12 protein-coding genes are annotated in these 15,992 nt (G+C 70.2%); 8 read left to right on the top strand and 4 right to left on the bottom strand.

Features of this window, described 5'->3' with window-relative positions; translation table 11 throughout:
• Window positions 1–26: 26 nt before the first annotated feature.
• From ACIPSJ_RS17635 to ACIPSJ_RS17650, 4 genes are all read left to right on the top strand, one after another.
• Window positions 27–509 (top strand): SseB family protein, encoded by a 483-nt coding sequence (locus ACIPSJ_RS17635; protein ID WP_359211323.1) that lies wholly within the window; start codon window positions 27–29, stop codon window positions 507–509.
• A gap of 199 nt (window positions 510–708) precedes the next feature.
• The gene (locus ACIPSJ_RS17640) at window positions 709–2,649 is read left to right on the top strand and encodes a YncE family protein (protein ID WP_401346665.1); all 1,941 of its coding nucleotides are present in this window, start codon (window positions 709–711) and stop codon (window positions 2,647–2,649) included.
• 113 nt (window positions 2,650–2,762) lie between these two features.
• Entirely contained in the window at window positions 2,763–3,740 is a 978-nt protein-coding gene (locus ACIPSJ_RS17645) for a pirin family protein (protein ID WP_359211317.1), read from the top strand.
• A 234-nt stretch (window positions 3,741–3,974) separates the two neighbouring features.
• Window positions 3,975–5,006 (top strand): AI-2E family transporter, encoded by a 1,032-nt coding sequence (locus tag ACIPSJ_RS17650; RefSeq protein WP_359211315.1) that lies wholly within the window; start codon window positions 3,975–3,977, stop codon window positions 5,004–5,006.
• Here the strand turns inward: ACIPSJ_RS17650 and ACIPSJ_RS17655 are convergent.
• Window positions 5,003–7,129, bottom strand: coding sequence for a SpoIIE family protein phosphatase (locus tag ACIPSJ_RS17655; RefSeq protein WP_401346668.1), 2,127 nt, complete (start codon window positions 7,127–7,129; stop codon window positions 5,003–5,005). The genes ACIPSJ_RS17650 and ACIPSJ_RS17655 overlap by 4 nt on opposite strands.
• A 203-nt stretch (window positions 7,130–7,332) precedes the next feature.
• Here ACIPSJ_RS17655 and aspS point away from each other — a divergent pair, with 203 nt between their 5' ends.
• The 3 genes from aspS (at window position 7,333) to ACIPSJ_RS17670 (ending at window position 11,310) form a co-directional block, all read left to right on the top strand.
• Entirely contained in the window at window positions 7,333–9,096 is a 1,764-nt protein-coding gene (aspS, locus tag ACIPSJ_RS17660; protein ID WP_359211309.1) for an aspartate--tRNA ligase, read from the top strand.
• A gap of 140 nt (window positions 9,097–9,236) precedes the next feature.
• Complete coding sequence (locus ACIPSJ_RS17665) at window positions 9,237–10,178, top strand: intradiol ring-cleavage dioxygenase (protein WP_401346670.1); 942 nt, start codon at window positions 9,237–9,239, stop codon at window positions 10,176–10,178.
• Window positions 10,179–10,350: 172 nt separating this feature from the next.
• Window positions 10,351–11,310: an intradiol ring-cleavage dioxygenase gene (locus ACIPSJ_RS17670; protein ID WP_401346672.1), complete on the top strand. Its 960-nt coding sequence runs from the start codon at window positions 10,351–10,353 to the stop codon at window positions 11,308–11,310.
• A gap of 72 nt (window positions 11,311–11,382) precedes the next feature.
• Here ACIPSJ_RS17670 and ACIPSJ_RS17675 read toward each other — a convergent pair whose 3' ends face one another.
• Window positions 11,383–11,859 (bottom strand): hypothetical protein, encoded by a 477-nt coding sequence (locus ACIPSJ_RS17675; RefSeq protein WP_393544542.1) that lies wholly within the window; start codon window positions 11,857–11,859, stop codon window positions 11,383–11,385.
• A 235-nt stretch (window positions 11,860–12,094) separates the two neighbouring features.
• Here ACIPSJ_RS17675 and ACIPSJ_RS17680 point away from each other — a divergent pair, with 235 nt between their 5' ends.
• Window positions 12,095–13,438 carry a polysaccharide lyase family 1 protein gene (locus ACIPSJ_RS17680; protein ID WP_401346675.1) on the top strand — a complete coding sequence of 448 codons (1,344 nt, stop codon included), beginning with the start codon at window positions 12,095–12,097 and terminating at the stop codon, window positions 13,436–13,438.
• A gap of 13 nt (window positions 13,439–13,451) precedes the next feature.
• Here the strand turns inward: ACIPSJ_RS17680 and ACIPSJ_RS17685 are convergent, their stop codons facing one another.
• Together ACIPSJ_RS17685 and ACIPSJ_RS17690 are read right to left on the bottom strand one after the other, a co-directional pair.
• Complete coding sequence (locus ACIPSJ_RS17685; protein ID WP_401346677.1) at window positions 13,452–14,375, bottom strand: hypothetical protein; 924 nt, start codon at window positions 14,373–14,375, stop codon at window positions 13,452–13,454.
• A gap of 73 nt (window positions 14,376–14,448) precedes the next feature.
• Window positions 14,449–15,939 (bottom strand): polysaccharide pyruvyl transferase family protein, encoded by a 1,491-nt coding sequence (locus tag ACIPSJ_RS17690; RefSeq protein WP_359211291.1) that lies wholly within the window; start codon window positions 15,937–15,939, stop codon window positions 14,449–14,451.
• Window positions 15,940–15,992 lie beyond the last annotated feature (53 nt).

Here is a 15,992-nt window from a genome sequence, read left to right on the forward strand (position 1 = left end):
CCGCGTGTCTCGGTAGGCTTGCGCCCATGTATGGATACGGCCAGCCCATGGACGGGAGCGCCGCTCAGCAGCAGTACGCCTCGCCGCAGCAGCCCATGGGCGGCGGCCTCGGCGGATACGGCCAGCAGCCCCCGCTCTACCCCGAGCCGTCCCCGCCGTCGCTGGCGGACGCGGTGCGCGCGTTCACCACGGGGCAGGTGACCGCCGAGGACTTCCAGCAGGTCTTCGCCACGTCGAAGGTCTACTGCCCGCGCGGTGACAACCCCGGCTTCCTCGCGCTGCACAACACCCAGCAGCCGGTGATCCCGATGTTCACCTCGCTGAAGGAACTGCGCCGGTACGCGGGCAAGGAGTCCAAGTACTTCGTGATCACGGGCTCGGAGGTCATCGACCTGCTGCCGACCGGATACGGCTTCGTCCTGGACATGGAGGGCGAGCACCGGATGGTCTTCGACTCGAAGGCCGTCGAGCAGATGGTCGACTTCGCGATGCGCCGGATGTACGGCTAGAGATCCAGAGGTCATGTACGGCTAGAGGCCGCCGTCCCCGGGAAAACCGCTCCCGGGTTGTCACAGCCATGCCATAGGGTTCCCTCAGGCAGCCGCGCCCCGCGCGCCACCGCTCTTCCGCGGTCGCGTCCGGGTGCCGCGCGGCGCTCTCATCCACCCGGCGACCCCGGGTTCTCAGTGGGGGTTCATCACTGTGCGCATGCGCAGCACTTCGGTCGCGACGGCGCTCGCGGTCCTCTTCAGCTCGGCGGCGCTGAGCGTCGTGGCGGCGGGGACCGCCTCGGCCGCCTCTGCCGTCCTCACCACGCCCGTCGGTCTGGTCGTGGACGGTGCCGTGAAGCGTGTCTTCGTCGCCGACGAGGCCAACGGCCGGATCGTGGCCACCGACTACAACGGAACCGTCGTCGACGTGAACGTCGGCTTCGGCGACGTCAGCGGCCTGGCGGTGTCGGACGACGGTGCCACCCTGTACGCGGCCCAGGCGACCGGTCACGCGATCCTGGCGCTGGACGCGGCCACCCTGGAGGTCAGGAACACCTACGACATCGGCGCCGGGGCCACCCCGCACGAGATCGCCTTCGCGGGCGGCCGGGTCTGGTTCTCCTACCGGACCGACGACGCGGACGGCATGCACGGCAACCTGGGTTCCGTGGACCCGGCCGCCGCCGATCCGGCCGCCGCGGTGACGCTGGGGCAACTGCCGGCGGCGGTCGCCCCGTACTACAACTCGGGTGTGCTCGACGCGAGCACGGCCGTCCCCGGCCTGCTGACCTACACCGACAGCGGGACCACTCCGGGCGCGATCAACCTCCTCGACGTCTCCGGCGCCACCCCCCGACTGGTCGCCAAGACCGACGACGGGCGCTACGCCAACGACGTAGACCTCGTGCCCGGCACCTCCGAGGTGCTGTGGAGCGGCCACCAGAGGCTGGGCTACGCCGACGGCACCTTCACGGAGGGCACGAACCTCAGTGAGGACGGCTGGTACGCCGACGTCTCGCCGGCCGGCCTGATCGCCCAGGTCTACGACCGCCACCTGAACATCTACAAGGCGGGCTCCGACACCCCGGTGCGCCGCTTCGACGCCGGGAACTCCACCATGGGCGCCGCCGCCTGGGCTCCCGACTCCTCCCGGGTGTTCGCCCTGGCCGGCAACTACGACAACACGTACACCCTGAAGGCGTTCGCGGCCCCGGCGCTGAGTGCGCCGACCCTCACCGTCGACGCGCCGGCGTCCGCGCCCCGCGCCAAGAAGCTCACCGTCACCGGAAAGATCACGGCCACCGTCCCGTTCCCGGCGGGCACCCGGCTCTCGGTCACCCGGACCGACCTGGAGTCGCCGAACGGCAAGGCGCTCGCCGCCGTCACCGTCAAGGCGGACGGCACCTACTCGTTCGCCGACACCCCGCCGGCCGGCGGCACGGTCACCTACAAGGTGAGCTACGCGGGCGACGCCGACCACACCACGGCCACCGCCTCCGGCAAGGTCGCGGTGGACCGGGCGGCGACGAGCCTGAGCCTGAACAACAACGGCAAGCTGTACAACTACGGCACCGACGTCAAGTTCACCGCGCACCTGGGGACGACGTACAAGAACCGCTCGGTCAAGATCTACTCGGACCCCTTCGGGGCCGACAAGCCGAAGAAGCTGGTCAAGACCGGCCGGGTGGACTCCCACGGGAACATCGCCGCCTGGGTGGACATGACCCGCGACACGGCCGTCACCGCGGTCTTCGACGGGGACGCCCGCTACACGGCGAAGACCGTGAAGGCCACGGCGTACGCGCGGGTCAAGGTCTCCACCGCGGTCTCCAAGCACTACAGGACGGCGAAGATCGGCTCGACCTCGTACTACTGGTTCCACAAGAACACCGACCCGGTGCTCACCACGACCATGACCTACTACAAGGGCCGCGAGTTCCGCTTCGACCTGCAGGTCTACTACCAGGGCTCGTGGTACTCGTCGGACTCCGAGTACTTCGCGCTCGGCACGAACGGCAAGACGGCCGTCCGGCTCGGGGCACCGGGCGAGTCCGGTATCCGGGCGCGGGTGCGGTCGGTGTACGTCAACGGATCGTCCGGCGACACCGTGAACTCCACGACGTACGGCGCCTGGAAGTACCTGTACTTCAGCAACTGATCCACCGTTCGGAGGCGACCGGGGCCCGGAGGGAATGTCCTCCGGGCTTTCTCCGTTAGGGGTGGCAGAAAGTTCAACGCTCAACTAAAGTGGGCGCACAAGGAGGAGCCAACATGCCTGCAGTGACCGTCGAGAACCCGTTGACCCTGCCCCGAGTGGCCGCACCGGCCGACGCCGTGGCCCGTCCCGTGCTCGCCGTCACGACCGCGCCCAGCGGTTTCGAGGGCGAGGGCTTCCCGGTGCGCCGGGCCTTCGCGGGGATCAACTACCGCCATCTCGACCCGTTCATCATGATGGACCAGATGGGTGAGGTGGAGTACGCGCCGGGCGAGCCCAAGGGCACCCCCTGGCACCCGCACCGCGGCTTCGAGACCGTCACCTACATCATCGACGGCATCTTCGACCACCAGGACAGCCAGGGCGGCGGCGGCACCATCACCAACGGCGACACCCAGTGGATGACGGCCGGCTCCGGTCTCCTCCACATCGAGGCCCCGCCGGAGTCCCTGGTCATGTCCGGCGGTCTCTTCCACGGCCTCCAGCTGTGGGTGAACCTCCCGGCCAAGGACAAGATGATGGCGCCGAGGTACCAGGACATCCGCGGCGGCCAGGTGCAGCTGCTGACGTCCCCGGACGGCGGCGCGCTGCTCCGCGTCATCGCGGGCGAGCTGGACGGCCACGCCGGTCCCGGCATCACCCACACCCCGATCACGATGATCCACGCGACCCTCGCCCCCGGCGCGGAGATCACGCTGCCGTGGCGCGAGGACTTCAACGGCCTCGCCTACGTGCTGGCCGGCAAGGGCTCGGTGGGCACCGAGCGCCGACCGGTCCACATGGGCCAGACGGCGGTCTTCGGCACCGGCTCCTCCCTCACCGTCCGCGCGGACGAGAAGCAGGACTCGCACACGCCGGACCTGGAGGTCGTGCTCCTCGGCGGACAGCCGATCCGTGAGCCCATGGCCCACTACGGCCCGTTCGTCATGAACACCAAGGACGAGCTCATGCAGGCCTTCGAGGACTTCCAGAAGGGCCGCCTGGGCACGATCCCCGCCGTGCACGGCATGACGGAGAGCGGCCCGCAGGAGTAACAGGGACGAACCGCACACGAGGCGAGGCCTGACGTGACCACTGCGTCAGGCCTCGCCCCGTTTCCCCACAGCCTCCCGGCATCCCGAGCACCCTCCGGCTGCCGGCCGCGCTTTTCGGTCGCCCGAGTCGCCGCCGGCCGTCGGCGGGTGGAGGCGTCGGGGGTGGAGGGGCGGTTCACTCGGTAGGGGGTTCAGCGCAGGGCGGTGGGAGGGGTGGTGTGATCCGCTGGACGCGTGTCCCTGTTGCCCGAGCCCGTGCGTCGGTTCGCCGCCTGGTGTGCGGTGATTCTGCTGGCGTCCGCGGTGGGGTACGTCGGGATCCGGTTGTGCGTGGAGTTCCGGACAGCTGTCACGTCGGTGCTGCTGGCGCTGCTCGGCACCGCCCTGCTCGGGCCCCTGTACCGGCGCCTCGTGCGGGTCGGCGTGCAGCGGTCGATCGCCGCCGGGCTGACGTGCGTCGCGGTGGTGGCCGTCGTCGGCGGTGCCGTCTACATCGTCGTCGCCGCGCTCATCGACACCGGCGACGAGATCGTCGCCTCGCTCAAGCACGCCGCGAAGTCGCTCGCCGCTCACTTCGGGGCGGCCGGCACCTCGGTCGGCGACCTGGCCGGGAACGCGAAGGAACTGCTCGGCAAGTTCGGCGGGACCGCGGCCTCCAACGTCATCAGCGGGGTGAGCGTGGCCGGTGAGTTCCTCGCCATCGCGGTGCTCGCGCTGCTGCTCGTCTTCTTCTTCCTGCGGGACTCGGACCGGGTCGTCGGCACCCTCAGGGCCCTGGCCCCCGGCGCCAGCGCCGACATGGTCGAGGCCATGGCCCGCCGTGCCTTCGAGGGCGTCGAGGGGTTCATGCGCGGCACCACCGTCATCGCCCTCATCGACGCCACCTGTATCGCCGTCGGCCTGCTGATCCTCCGGGTGCCGGGGGCGGTCGGGCTCGCCGCGCTCGTCTTCGTCGGCGCCTACATCCCCTACCTCGGCGCCTTCATCTCCGGGGCCGTCGCCGTGCTGGTCGCCCTCGCCGACCGCGGCTTCGTCATCGCCCTGTGGGCGCTCGGCGTGGTGCTCGCCGTGCAGGTGCTGGAGGGGCATGTGCTGCAGCCCATGATCCAGAGCCGGACCGTGCAGATGCACCCGGCGGTGGTGATGCTGACGATCACGGCCGGCGCCTCGGTCGCGGGGATCCTCGGCATGCTCCTGGCCGTACCGCTCACCGCGGCCGCCTTCGGGGTCGTACACGAGCTGCGGACCCGGTACGCGACCGGCTAGGGCGCGTCGGCCTCGGCCTCGTACAGCTCGAACCAGATGCTCTTGCCCTGGCCGCGCGGGTCGACGCCCCAGGCGTCCGCGAGGAGCTCGATGAGGACCAGGCCCCGCCCGGAGGAGGCCAGCTCGCCGGGGCGGCGCTTGTGCGGGAGGTCGTCGCCCGCGTCGGTGACCTCGACGCGGAGCCGGCGCCGCGCCTCCCGGCCGGAGACCTCGGCGAGCAGCAGGGCGTCCGTGTCGGTGTGGACGAGGACGTTCGTGAGCATCTCGGAGACCAGCAGCACCGCCGAGTCGAGCTGGTCGGGCGAGCCCCAGTCGTGCAGCAGCTCGCGCAGGTGCTGACGGGCCTCGGCGACCCGCTCGGGCTCGTCCTGGGCCACCGAGAGCAGGGTGCGGCGCACCCGGGGCCGTACGGCGAGCGGCTCGCCGCCGCGGCCGGTGCCCGGCCGGGAGAGCAGCAGGACCGCTATGTCGTCCTCGCGGCGGTCGGCCAGCGGCCCGGTGGTGTGGTGGGAGAAGGGCCCGTGCACGGCCTGGACCAGCGCGTCGGCCAGTTTCTCCAGGTCGCCGTCGTGCTCCTCCATGATCGCCCGGACCCGCTGCCAGCCGCTCTCGATGTCATGGCCGCCGGTCTCGATCAGGCCGTCGGTGCAGAGCATCATCGTCTCGCCGGGTTCCAGGGCGAACCGCGTCGTCGGGTAGTCGGCGTCGGGGTCGATGCCGAGCGGCAGCCCGCCCGCCGTCGGCCGCCGCAGCACCGTGCCGTCGGCCATCCGGATCGCCGGGTCCAGATGTCCCGCGCGGGCGATCTCCAGGACCCCGGTCGCCGGATCCGCCTCGACGTACAGGCAGGTCGCGAAGCGCAGGTCGGCGCCCTCTTCGTCGTAGGCGATGTCATAGGTGATGCCGTGCAGGAAGCGGGAGGCCCGGGAGAGGACCGCGTCCGGGCGGTGGCCCTCGGAGGCGTAGGCGCGCAGCGCGATCCGGAGCTGGCCCATCAGGCCCGCCGCGCGGACGTCGTGCCCCTGGACGTCGCCGATGACGAGGGCGTAGCGGCCGGAGGGCAGCGGGATCATGTCGTACCAGTCGCCCCCCACCTGGAGGCCGCCGCCGGTCGGTATGTAGCGGGCGGCCGCGTCCATGCCGGGGATCTCCGGGCCCAGCGTGGGCAGCATGGAGCGCTGCAGGCCGTCGGTCAGCTCCCGCTCCGAGTCGGCGATCCCGGCCCGGGACAGGGCCTGCGCCAGCATCCGGGCCACCGTGGTGAGCACGGACCGTTCGTCGGGGGTGAACGACACCGGGTGGGTGAAGCCCGCCATCCAGGCGCCCATGGTCCGCCCGGCCACGGTCAGCGGCAGAAAGGCCCAGGACCGGCGGCCGAACCGCTCGGCCAGCGGCCAGGTCACCGGATAGCGGGACTGGTACTGCTCGGGGGAGGAGAGATACACGGCCTGGCCGGTCCGCACCACCTCCGCCGCCGGGTAGTCCGTCTCCAGCGGCATGCTGGTGAAGGGGCTGTCCTCGTCGATCTGCTGGCCGTGGTGGCCGAGTATCTGCAGCCGGTCGCCCTTGGCGCCGTAGAGGACCAGCCCGTCCGGCGAGAACCCGGGCATCGACAGACCGGCCGCGACCCGCAGCACCTCCTCCGTGGACCGCGCCTCCGCCAGCGCCCGGCCCGCGTCCAGCAGGAACGCCTCCCGGGAGCGCCGCCAGTCACCGGTGACCGGATGCCGGGCGGCGGAGCCGGGGGACGGCTCCGAGACCTCCTGGATGGTGCCCGTCACCCGGTACACGCGCTCCTCGGAGTCGTACACCGGTCGGAAACGGCTGCGCACGGTACGGATCAGCCGGCCCCGCTCGTCCATGACCCGCAGCCGTACCTCGCCGAGCGTGCCCTCGATGGCGGCCAGCCGGGTGATGCTGGTGTTCTCGTTCCAGTCGACGGGGTGGAAACGGGACCTGACCAGGGCCTCCGAGAGGATGGACGGCTCGGCCGGCAGCCCGATGAGCCGGGCCGCCTCCGCGTCCGCGGTGACCAGCCCGGTGGCGGTGTCCCAGTGCCACAGCCCGGTCGCGAGGGCGGCGAGGACGTCCTCCACGGCGGGCAGGGGCTCGCCAGTTCGCATTGCCCCACTTTAAGAAGATGAGATCGAAGAGTGCCACTGTTTCGTGAGGAGATTAGTGGGACCGAGACCATCGCCTCCGGCCGGGGTTAATGGTGGGGAGGCGATCCTGGGGTGCCCGGTACCCTTGACGGGTCCGGGCACCACGACCCGTCACCGCCGAGGAGAGCACCTCGGCAGACCACGAAGAAGAGGAACACCCGACGATGCATCGGTACAGGTCCCACACCTGCGGCCAGCTCCGCGCCTCTGACGTCGGCACCGACGTCCGGCTGAGCGGCTGGCTGCACAATCGGCGCGACCTGGGCGGCATCCTCTTCATCGATCTGCGCGACCACTACGGCATCACGCAGCTCGTCGCCCGCCCGGGCACCCCGGCGTACGAGGCCCTGGACAAGCTCTCCAAGGAGTCCACGGTCCGGATCGACGGCCGCGTTGTTTCACGTGGAACCGAGAACATCAACGCCGACCTGCCCACCGGCGAGGTCGAGGTCGAGGTGAGCGAGGTCGAGCTGCTCGGCGCGGCCGCCCCGCTGCCGTTCACGATCAACACCGAGGACGGGGTCAACGAGGAGCGGCGTCTGGAGTACCGCTTCCTGGACCTGCGCCGCGAGCGCATGCACCGCAACATCCTGCTGCGTACGGCCGTGATCTCGGCCATCCGCCACAAGATGACGGCGCTGGGCTTCAACGAGATGGCGACCCCGATCCTGTCGGCGACCTCCCCCGAGGGCGCCCGTGACTTCGTGGTGCCCTCCCGGCTGAACCCGGGCAAGTTCTACGCCCTGCCGCAGGCCCCGCAGCAGTTCAAGCAGCTGCTGATGATCTCCGGCTTCGACCGCTACTTCCAGATCGCGCCCTGCTTCCGCGACGAGGACGCCCGCGCCGACCGCTCGCCCGGCGAGTTCTACCAGCTCGACGTCGAGATGAGCTTCGTCGAGCAGGAGGACGTCTTCCAGCCCATCGAGCAGCTGATGACCGAGCTGTTCGAGGAGTTCGGCGGCGGTCGCCATGTGACGTCGCCGTTCCCGCGGATCCCGTTCCGCGAGGCGATGCTGAAGTACGGCTCCGACAAGCCGGACCTCCGCGCCCAGCTGGAACTCGTCGACATCACCGACATCTTCGAGGGCTCGGAGTTCAAGGCCTTCGCCGGCAAGCACGTGCGCGCGCTCCCGGTGCCGGACGTCTCCGCGCAGCCCCGCAAGTTCTTCGACCAGCTCGGCGACTTCGCGGTCTCGCAGGGCGCCAAGGGCCTGGCCTGGGTCCGCGTCGCCGAGGACGGCTCGCTGTCCGGCCCGATCGCCAAGTTCCTCACCGAGGACAACGTCGCCGAGCTGACCAAGCGGCTCCAGCTGGCCGCCGGGCACGCCGTGTTCTTCGGCGCCGGTGAGTTCGACGAGGTCTCGAAGATCATGGGCGCGGTGCGGGTCGAGGCCGCCAAGCGTGCCGGGCACTTCGAGGAGAACGTCTTCCGGTTCTGCTGGATCGTCGACTTCCCGATGTACGAGAAGGACGAGGACACCGGCGCGATCGACTTCTCGCACAACCCGTTCTCCATGCCGCAGGGCGGTCTGGAGGCCCTGGAGACCCAGGACCCGCTGGACATCCTCGGCTGGCAGTACGACATCGTCTGCAACGGCGTCGAGCTGTCCTCCGGCGCCATCCGGAACCACGAGCCCGAGATCATGCTCAAGGCCTTCGAGATCGCCGGCTACGACCGGGAGACCGTCGAGGACAAGTTCGCCGGCATGCTCCGCGCGTTCCGCTTCGGCGCCCCGCCGCACGGCGGTATCGCCCCCGGCGTGGACCGCATCGTGATGCTCCTCGCCGACGAGCCGAACATCCGCGAGACCATCGCCTTCCCGCTCAACGGCAACGCCCAGGACCTGATGATGGGCGCGCCGACCGAGCTGGAGGAGACCCGGCTGCGCGAGCTGCACCTGACCGTCAGGAAGCCGCAGCCGAAGTAGACCGAAACATGGATGAGGGCCGGAAATCGCCGTAGATTTCCGGCCCTCTTCTTTTTATGCGTGCCGGTGTCTTCAGATTTCTTGGTCTGCCACAGGTCATTCCCATGGCCCGGACAGTGTTCTTACCTAGCGTCCCGATCATGACGGGAACACAGAAGCCGGCACACAAACGGGATCTCACGCGGCGCAAGGTCGTCGTGGCGGGCGGCGCGGCCGTGGCCGTCGCGGGCGTCGGCGGCACCCTCGCCGCCAACGCCTTCGCGGACGGGACGACGACCGCCACCGCGTCGAGCAGCGCGGCGGAGACCTGCTACAAGCTGACCTCGGAGACCACCGAGGGCCCCTACTACATCGACGCGGACAAGCTCCGCCAGGACATCACCGAGGACAAGGAGGGCATCCCGCTCACCCTGAGCCTGCGGGTGATCGACTCCGAGACCTGCCGCCCGGTGCGCAACGCGGCGGTGGACATCTGGCACTGCGACGCCCTCGGCATCTACTCGGGCTACGAGAGCCTCTCCACGGGCAGCGGCTCCGCCCCCTCGGACGCCCCCTCCGGCACCCCCACGGGTGAGCCCCCGTCCGGCGCGCCCTCCGGCGGCACCGGTGGTGGCGGCCAGCACGAGGACCCCACCAGCGACACCCGCTACCTGCGCGGCACCTGGAAGACCGACAAGCACGGCCGGGTGACCTTCAAGACCATCTTCCCGGGCTGGTACCAGGGCCGCTGCGTGCACATCCACGTCAAGGTGCACGTCGACGGCGAGTGGACCGACGCCGGTTACGAGGGCGGGCGCACCTGCCACACCGGCCAGTTCTTCTTCGACGAGAAGTCGGTCATCGCCTCGGCCGCCGTCGAGCCGTACTCCACCAGCACCACCACCCGCACCACGCTCACCGAGGACACCATCTACGACCAGTCCGGCACCCAGGGCGGTCTCCTCAAGCTGGAGTACCACAAGAAGGACATCGCCAAGGGCGTCCACGGGTCCATCACGGTCGGCGTCGAGCCCGACGCGACGCACGACGGCACGGACGACGCGGTCCAGCCGGGCGCCTCGGCCTCGGCCACGTCCAGCTGACACACCGTGCTCCCGGAAAAGGCGTCGTACTCGGTTACGGCGCCTTTTCCGCTGCTTTTCCGAGACTTGTCCGACGGGTCGGGCGGTGGTTTCCGGCCTTAATTCCCCGTCCTGGAAAAAGAGCGCCTCTTTCTCAGCTCGCTCCCAGCTTTCCTGCCTAACTTCCAGCCGCATGACAGACAACGGAAAGCTCAGTCAGAGGAATCCGGACGACCCGACCCGGCGCAAGGTCGTCGTCGTGGGCGCGGGCACGGCCGCGGCGGTGGGTCTGGGCGGGGCGTTCGCCGTGAACGCCGTCGCCGGCGAGAGAAAAGGCCCGGGGCGCGGGCGCCGGCCGGAACCGCCGGCGGACTGCTACCAGCTGACCTCGGAGACCACCGAGGGCCCGTACTACATCGACGCGGACAAGATCCGCCAGGACATCACCGAGGACCGGACGGGCATCCCGCTGACCCTTGCCCTCCGGGTGATCGACACCGAGACCTGCCGCCCGGTGCGCAACGCGGCGGTGGACATCTGGCACTGCGACGCCATCGGCTACTACTCGGGTTACGAGGCGTCCAGCGGTGGCGGCGGCGGTGGCGGTCCCGCGCCGACCGACTCCCCGACCGGTACGCCCACGGACACCCCGACCGGACCCCCGCCCGGCGGTGGCGGCGGCCACCAGGACCCCACCGACGACAAGCGCTACCTGCGCGGCACCTGGCGCACCGACCGGCACGGCCATGTCACCTTCAAGACGGTCTTCCCGGGCTGGTACCGCGGCCGCTGTGTGCACATCCACGTCAAGGTGCACGTCGACGGCGAGTGGACCGACGCCGGTTACGAGGGCGGGCACACCTGCCACACCGGCCAGTTCTTCTTCGACGAGGACTCGGTCATCGCCACGACCACCCTCGACCCGTACGTCACCAACACCACCGAGCGCACCACGCTCACCGAGGACACCATCTACGACCAGTCCGGCACCCAGGGCGGCCTGCTGAAGCTCCGTTACCGCAAGGACGACATCGCCAAGGGCGTCCTGGGCTCGATCACCGTGACCGTGGACTCCGACGCCACCAACGACGGCGAGGACGGCGGCGGCCCGGCCCCGTCCGCCTCCGCGTCACCGTCCGCCTCGGCGAGCTGATCCCAGGGGACGGCCGGTACGTCAGGCGCCGCACCGGCCGTCCTCCGAGCAGTGGGCACGTGGACGCACCGCTCAGGTGTCGTACCGGCCGTCCCAGGGTTCGCTGAAGCCCAGGTGGTCCGGGTAGAGCTCGGCCCACGGGCCGTCGTCGTCCTCCTTCGCGACCAGGCCGAAGAAGACGCCGTCCACGGTGAGCTGGAACGGGCGGATCGCTATGTCCGTGTACGTCCGCCGGGGCAGGCTGCGCAGCATCGTCGCGAGGCGCGCCCGCGCCCGGGACAGCACCGAGTCGGCGCCGTCCGGGTCGAGTTGCTGCTCGGCCCAGCTGCCCGCGCACCAGATCTGCGAGTCGCGGTAGTGGCCCTCGGCGTCGAAGAGATGGAGCACCGCGTAGAGCCGTTTCTGCTCCTCCCAGCCCTCGTCGAGCCGGAACCCCTCGGGGAACGCGTAGGTGACCGACGCCAGGAACTGGCCGCCGGTGTAGTGACCGATGGCCTCGGTACGGCCGTGGGGCTCGTAGGCGATCGGGATGAGCTCAGGGGGTGCCATGGCGAAACCATACGGATGTGTCGTGGGCATGGAGGAATCGGGGGCGGCCCGGTGCCACCGGTCTGTCCGGCGGAAAACGGCTGCCCGGGTCAACTTTCGCCGCCCGCCCGCGAGGCGGGCACCGTACGGCGGAAAAATTCACGGCAACCTTTTGGATCTCCACAACCACAGAGGAGTCGGAAGCCCGTTCACGCGGGCTCGCCCCCAACACCCCGAAGCACGTAAGGACTCCCCCGTGGCCTCTGCCTCTCATCGCCGGTCCCTTCGCAAGCGTCGTACTCTCGTCGTCTCCGCCGCCGTGGTGGCGGCGGGGGTCGGGGCCGGTGCGGTTGTGCTGAGCGCGAACGCGTCCGGTACGGATCTGTATCACCAGACGCCGGCCGCGAAGGACGGCTGGGCGTCGTCGGGTACGGGTACGACCGGGGGTGCGAAGGCCGATGCCGCGCACACCTTCACGGTGTCCACCCGCGCCCAGCTGGTGAAGGCGCTGGGGTCGGTGAGCGACACCACCGCGCGCATCATCAAGGTCAAGGGCACCATCGACGCCAACACCGACGACAGCGGCAAGAAGCTGACCTGCGCGGACTACGCGGCGGGTACCGGGTACGCGCTGACGTCGTACCTGAAGGCCTTCGACCCGTCGACGTACGGCCGTTCCAAGCTGCCTTCCGGGACGCAGGAGAGCGCCCGGGCCGCCGCGCAGAAGAAGCAGGCGGCGAACATCGTCTTCAAGGTGCCGGCCAACACCACGATCATCGGTGTCCCCGGCACCAAGGCCGGCATCACCGGCGGCATGCTGCAGATCCAGAAGGTCGACAACGTCATCGTGCGCAACCTGACGTTCTCCGACACCGAGGACTGCTTCCCGCAGTGGGACCCGACCGACGGCGACAGCGGCAACTGGAACTCCGAGTACGACGCGGTCACCCTGCGCGGCGCCACCCACGTCTGGGCCGACCACAACACGTTCACCGACGCCGGGCACTTCGACAGCCTCAACCCGAAGTACTACGGCCGTGAGTACCAGGTCCACGACGGCGAACTCGACATCACCAAGAGCTCGGACCTGGTGACCGTCGAGCAGAACCGATTCACCAGCCACGACAAGACGATGCTGATCGGCAGCAGCGACAGCGAGCCCGGCGGCAAGCTGCGCGTCACCCTGCACCACAACGTCTGGAAGGGCATCGTCCAGCGCGCCCCGCTGACCCGCGTGGGCCAGGTCCACCTCTACAACAACGTCTACGACGTCACGACGCTCAACGGCTACGCGCTGCAGTACAGCATCAACTCCCGCGCCAAGGCGCAGGTCGTGGCCCAGAACAACTACTGGACCGTGCCCAGCTCCATCAAGGTCTCCAAGCTGCTCAGCGGCGACGGCACCGGCTCGATCGCGGGCAGCGGCAACCTCGTCAACGGCACCACGACCGACCTGGTCGCCGCCTACAACGCCGCGAACTCCAAGAAGATCAAGACGACGGTGAACTGGACCCCGGCCCTGACGGCCGGCCTGGAGAGCAGCGCGAAGAACCTGCCGGCGGAGCTGGCGAAGTCGGCGGGGGCGGGGGTGCTTTCCTGAGGCGGACGAGCCCCTAGGCGCCGTACGGCACCGGGCGGCCGGTGAGGGCGTCGAGGAGGATGCGACGGCCGAGGGGTTCGCGCAGCTTCACGGTGACGTCCTGGGCGAGCATCTCGGCGGTGCAGGAGCCGCTGCGGGCCCCCGCGACCGAGGCGTACAGCACGACGCTCCCGGCCGTCTCCAGTGCCCGGACGACCGGGCCGTCGTCGCAGGCGCCATGGGTGGCCCGGACGGTGACGGAACGGCCGTCCTTCGCCACGGCGGTGAGGCCGGGGATGCCGTTGAGGCCGTCGGCGGATCCCTGCGGAGCCTCCGCGACGGGAGCGCGCGGCAGCGGTGACGGGGCTACGGCGACCCGCTTGAGCGGGGTGTCGTAGCCCTTCAGCGTGAACAGCCACGCGGGCACGGTGGCCGGTCCCCGGCTGGTGGCGATCGTGGTGCTGCCGAGCCTGGCTCCGGTCACGGTCAGCCGGGGGCCGTCCATGTCGTTGAGCGCGAACGAGCGGTACGCCTTCCGCGCTCCCCACAGGGGGCGGGCCAGTGTGCCGCCCGTCGCCCACTCCACCTTCCCCTGGTCGGGGGCGGCGGTGGGCAGGTCGGCCCGCAGGAGGAAGTTCCTGGTCCTGTACGCCTGTTCGTCCGCCTTGGTGTGCCAGCCGGACTCCGGAATCCGTACCGCGTCGGCCATCGGGTGGTATCCCCGGTTCCATGCCGTGGCCGCCGCGGATCCCCGCCAGGCGTCGGCCACCTGGCGGGCCCGCTGTTCCTGTTCGGGCGACGAGTGGGCAGGGCCGTCGTCGGTCGGCGAACCGCTGTCGCAGCCGGCGAGGAGACAGGCGCCCAGGACGGGCGTGAGGAGCAGACCGGTGAGGCGTCTGGCCCGGGCGGTGCGGGTGGCTCGGGCGGTGTGGGTGGTGTGGGACTTTCGGGTGGTCATGGCGGTCCCCGGGACGAAGGTGGACGAGGACGGAGTCCGTTCCTTCGACGCCGGAGAGGGCCCGCGCGTTCGGTCAGTGTTTGCGGGATCTGGCCTTCGAGCGGCGCAGGCGGCGGCGCAGGGCCGGGCCGATGCGGACCAGGACGCGCCTGTCGATGCCGGAGAGCTGGCGTTCCACGGCGGACAGATGCTTGGTGGTGGCCTTCAGCTCCTTGCGGAGGGCTTCGAGCTGGCGGGTGGTCTCGGTGGCGCGCTTCTCGGCGGTGGTCAGCCGGCCGCGCAGTTCCCTGTTCTCCCTGGCGTGCCGGGTGGCCCTGGCGTCGGCCGCGGTGATGCGCTCGCGCAGCCGGCTGAGCCGGTAGCGCATCTGGCCGTCGTCCCCGCCGTCCCAGACCGGCATCGACGCGGGCAGGTCGAGGGCGGCCAGCCGGGCGTCGAAGGCGGCGCCGCCGTCGCCGTGGGTGTAGGTGTTCTGGAGGTCGTTGCGGTCGAGGAACGCGGTGATCCGCTCGAAGCGCTCACCGTGGCCCTTGATCATCGCGGAGAAGTCGGCGTCCTCGTACAGGTCCCGCGGGTCGGTGTCGGCTCTCAGCTCGGTGAGCGAGCGGTGCGGGATGTCGAAGTAGCGGCACAGTTCGAGGGTGCGCGAGTCGTGGGTGAGGACCACGCTCGGGGTGCCGGCCAGCAGGGCGGCGACGTTGCCGTGGATCCGGGTGCCGTAGGCGAAGTCGTAGTCGCGCAGCTCGTCGATCCAGGTGGCCGGGTCCAGCGGCATGCGGACCTTGTTCTCCTGGAGCAGGGCGTGGCTGAGCTGGAGCGGGAAGGGGTCCTGGTGGCCGGACTCGGGGGTGGTGTCGCCCCACAGCAGCAGTTCCGCGTCGACGGTGTTCTGCGCGTAGTAGGTGAGGTGGGGGTAGCGCTCCCACGCGTGCCGGGCGATGCCCGATATCTCGCCGACGGGTATCGCGTCCGGGGAGAGGTTGAGGGCGATGCGGGAGTCGGCGGTCAGCTCCGTGGCCCGGATCTCCGGGAAGGTGTCGCCGTACAGGAACATCGACGGGCAGCCGATGATGTCGATGTCCTTGAAGCCGAGGCCCTTGAGGTAGTCCGAGGTCAGCTCGCCGCGGACGCCGATGGAGGCGGAGCGGTCCAGGACCGCGCGGGCGAACCGGCGGACCGAGTCGGCCATGGGGTTCAGCCACGCGGTGTCGTAGTCCGCGGGGGCCTGGGCGCCCACGCCGAAGACCACGACCGGGATGGTGAGCTGCTCGATGAGCGTCGAGAGCCGGTCCAGGGAGGCCTGGAAGGCGGGGCGGAAGGCGTTGGCGAGCGGGACGACGAAGACGTCGTACCGCTCGTTGATCTCCGCGGCACGAGTGGCCGAGGGGTCGGTGCGGATGCCGTTGGACGTCACCTCGGTGTCCGGGGTGGTCAGCATCTTGTGCGCCGAGTCGCTGAAGATGAGATTGCCCGTGTTCGTCCCGATCAGGTCCTGATGAATGAACTCCGCCGGAGTGGCGACACGGAACGGGCTCTTTCCGGAACGGATCAGGATGCGTTTCACGAACGGCACACTAACCCGCGGGTAAATGCGAGGTGAAGGAGAGGTAAGAGAAT

The sequence above is a fragment of the Streptomyces sp. NPDC090088 genome, assembly GCF_044747345.1.
Classification (GTDB): Bacteria; Actinomycetota; Actinomycetes; order Streptomycetales; family Streptomycetaceae; genus Streptomyces.

Coding starts and splice junctions, on each gene's coding strand:
- ACIPSJ_RS17635 (WP_359211323.1), top strand. CDS start 27: ATGTATGGATACGGCCAGCCCATGGACGGGAGCGCCGCTCAGCAGCAG.
- ACIPSJ_RS17640 (WP_401346665.1), top strand. CDS start 709: ATGCGCAGCACTTCGGTCGCGACGGCGCTCGCGGTCCTCTTCAGCTCG.
- ACIPSJ_RS17645 (WP_359211317.1), top strand. CDS start 2,763: ATGCCTGCAGTGACCGTCGAGAACCCGTTGACCCTGCCCCGAGTGGCC.
- ACIPSJ_RS17655 (WP_401346668.1), bottom strand. CDS start 7,129: ATGCGAACTGGCGAGCCCCTGCCCGCCGTGGAGGACGTCCTCGCCGCC.
- aspS (WP_359211309.1), top strand. CDS start 7,333: ATGCATCGGTACAGGTCCCACACCTGCGGCCAGCTCCGCGCCTCTGAC.
- ACIPSJ_RS17665 (WP_401346670.1), top strand. CDS start 9,237: ATGACGGGAACACAGAAGCCGGCACACAAACGGGATCTCACGCGGCGC.
- ACIPSJ_RS17670 (WP_401346672.1), top strand. CDS start 10,351: ATGACAGACAACGGAAAGCTCAGTCAGAGGAATCCGGACGACCCGACC.
- ACIPSJ_RS17675 (WP_393544542.1), bottom strand. CDS start 11,859: ATGGCACCCCCTGAGCTCATCCCGATCGCCTACGAGCCCCACGGCCGT.
- ACIPSJ_RS17685 (WP_401346677.1), bottom strand. CDS start 14,375: ATGACCACCCGAAAGTCCCACACCACCCACACCGCCCGAGCCACCCGC.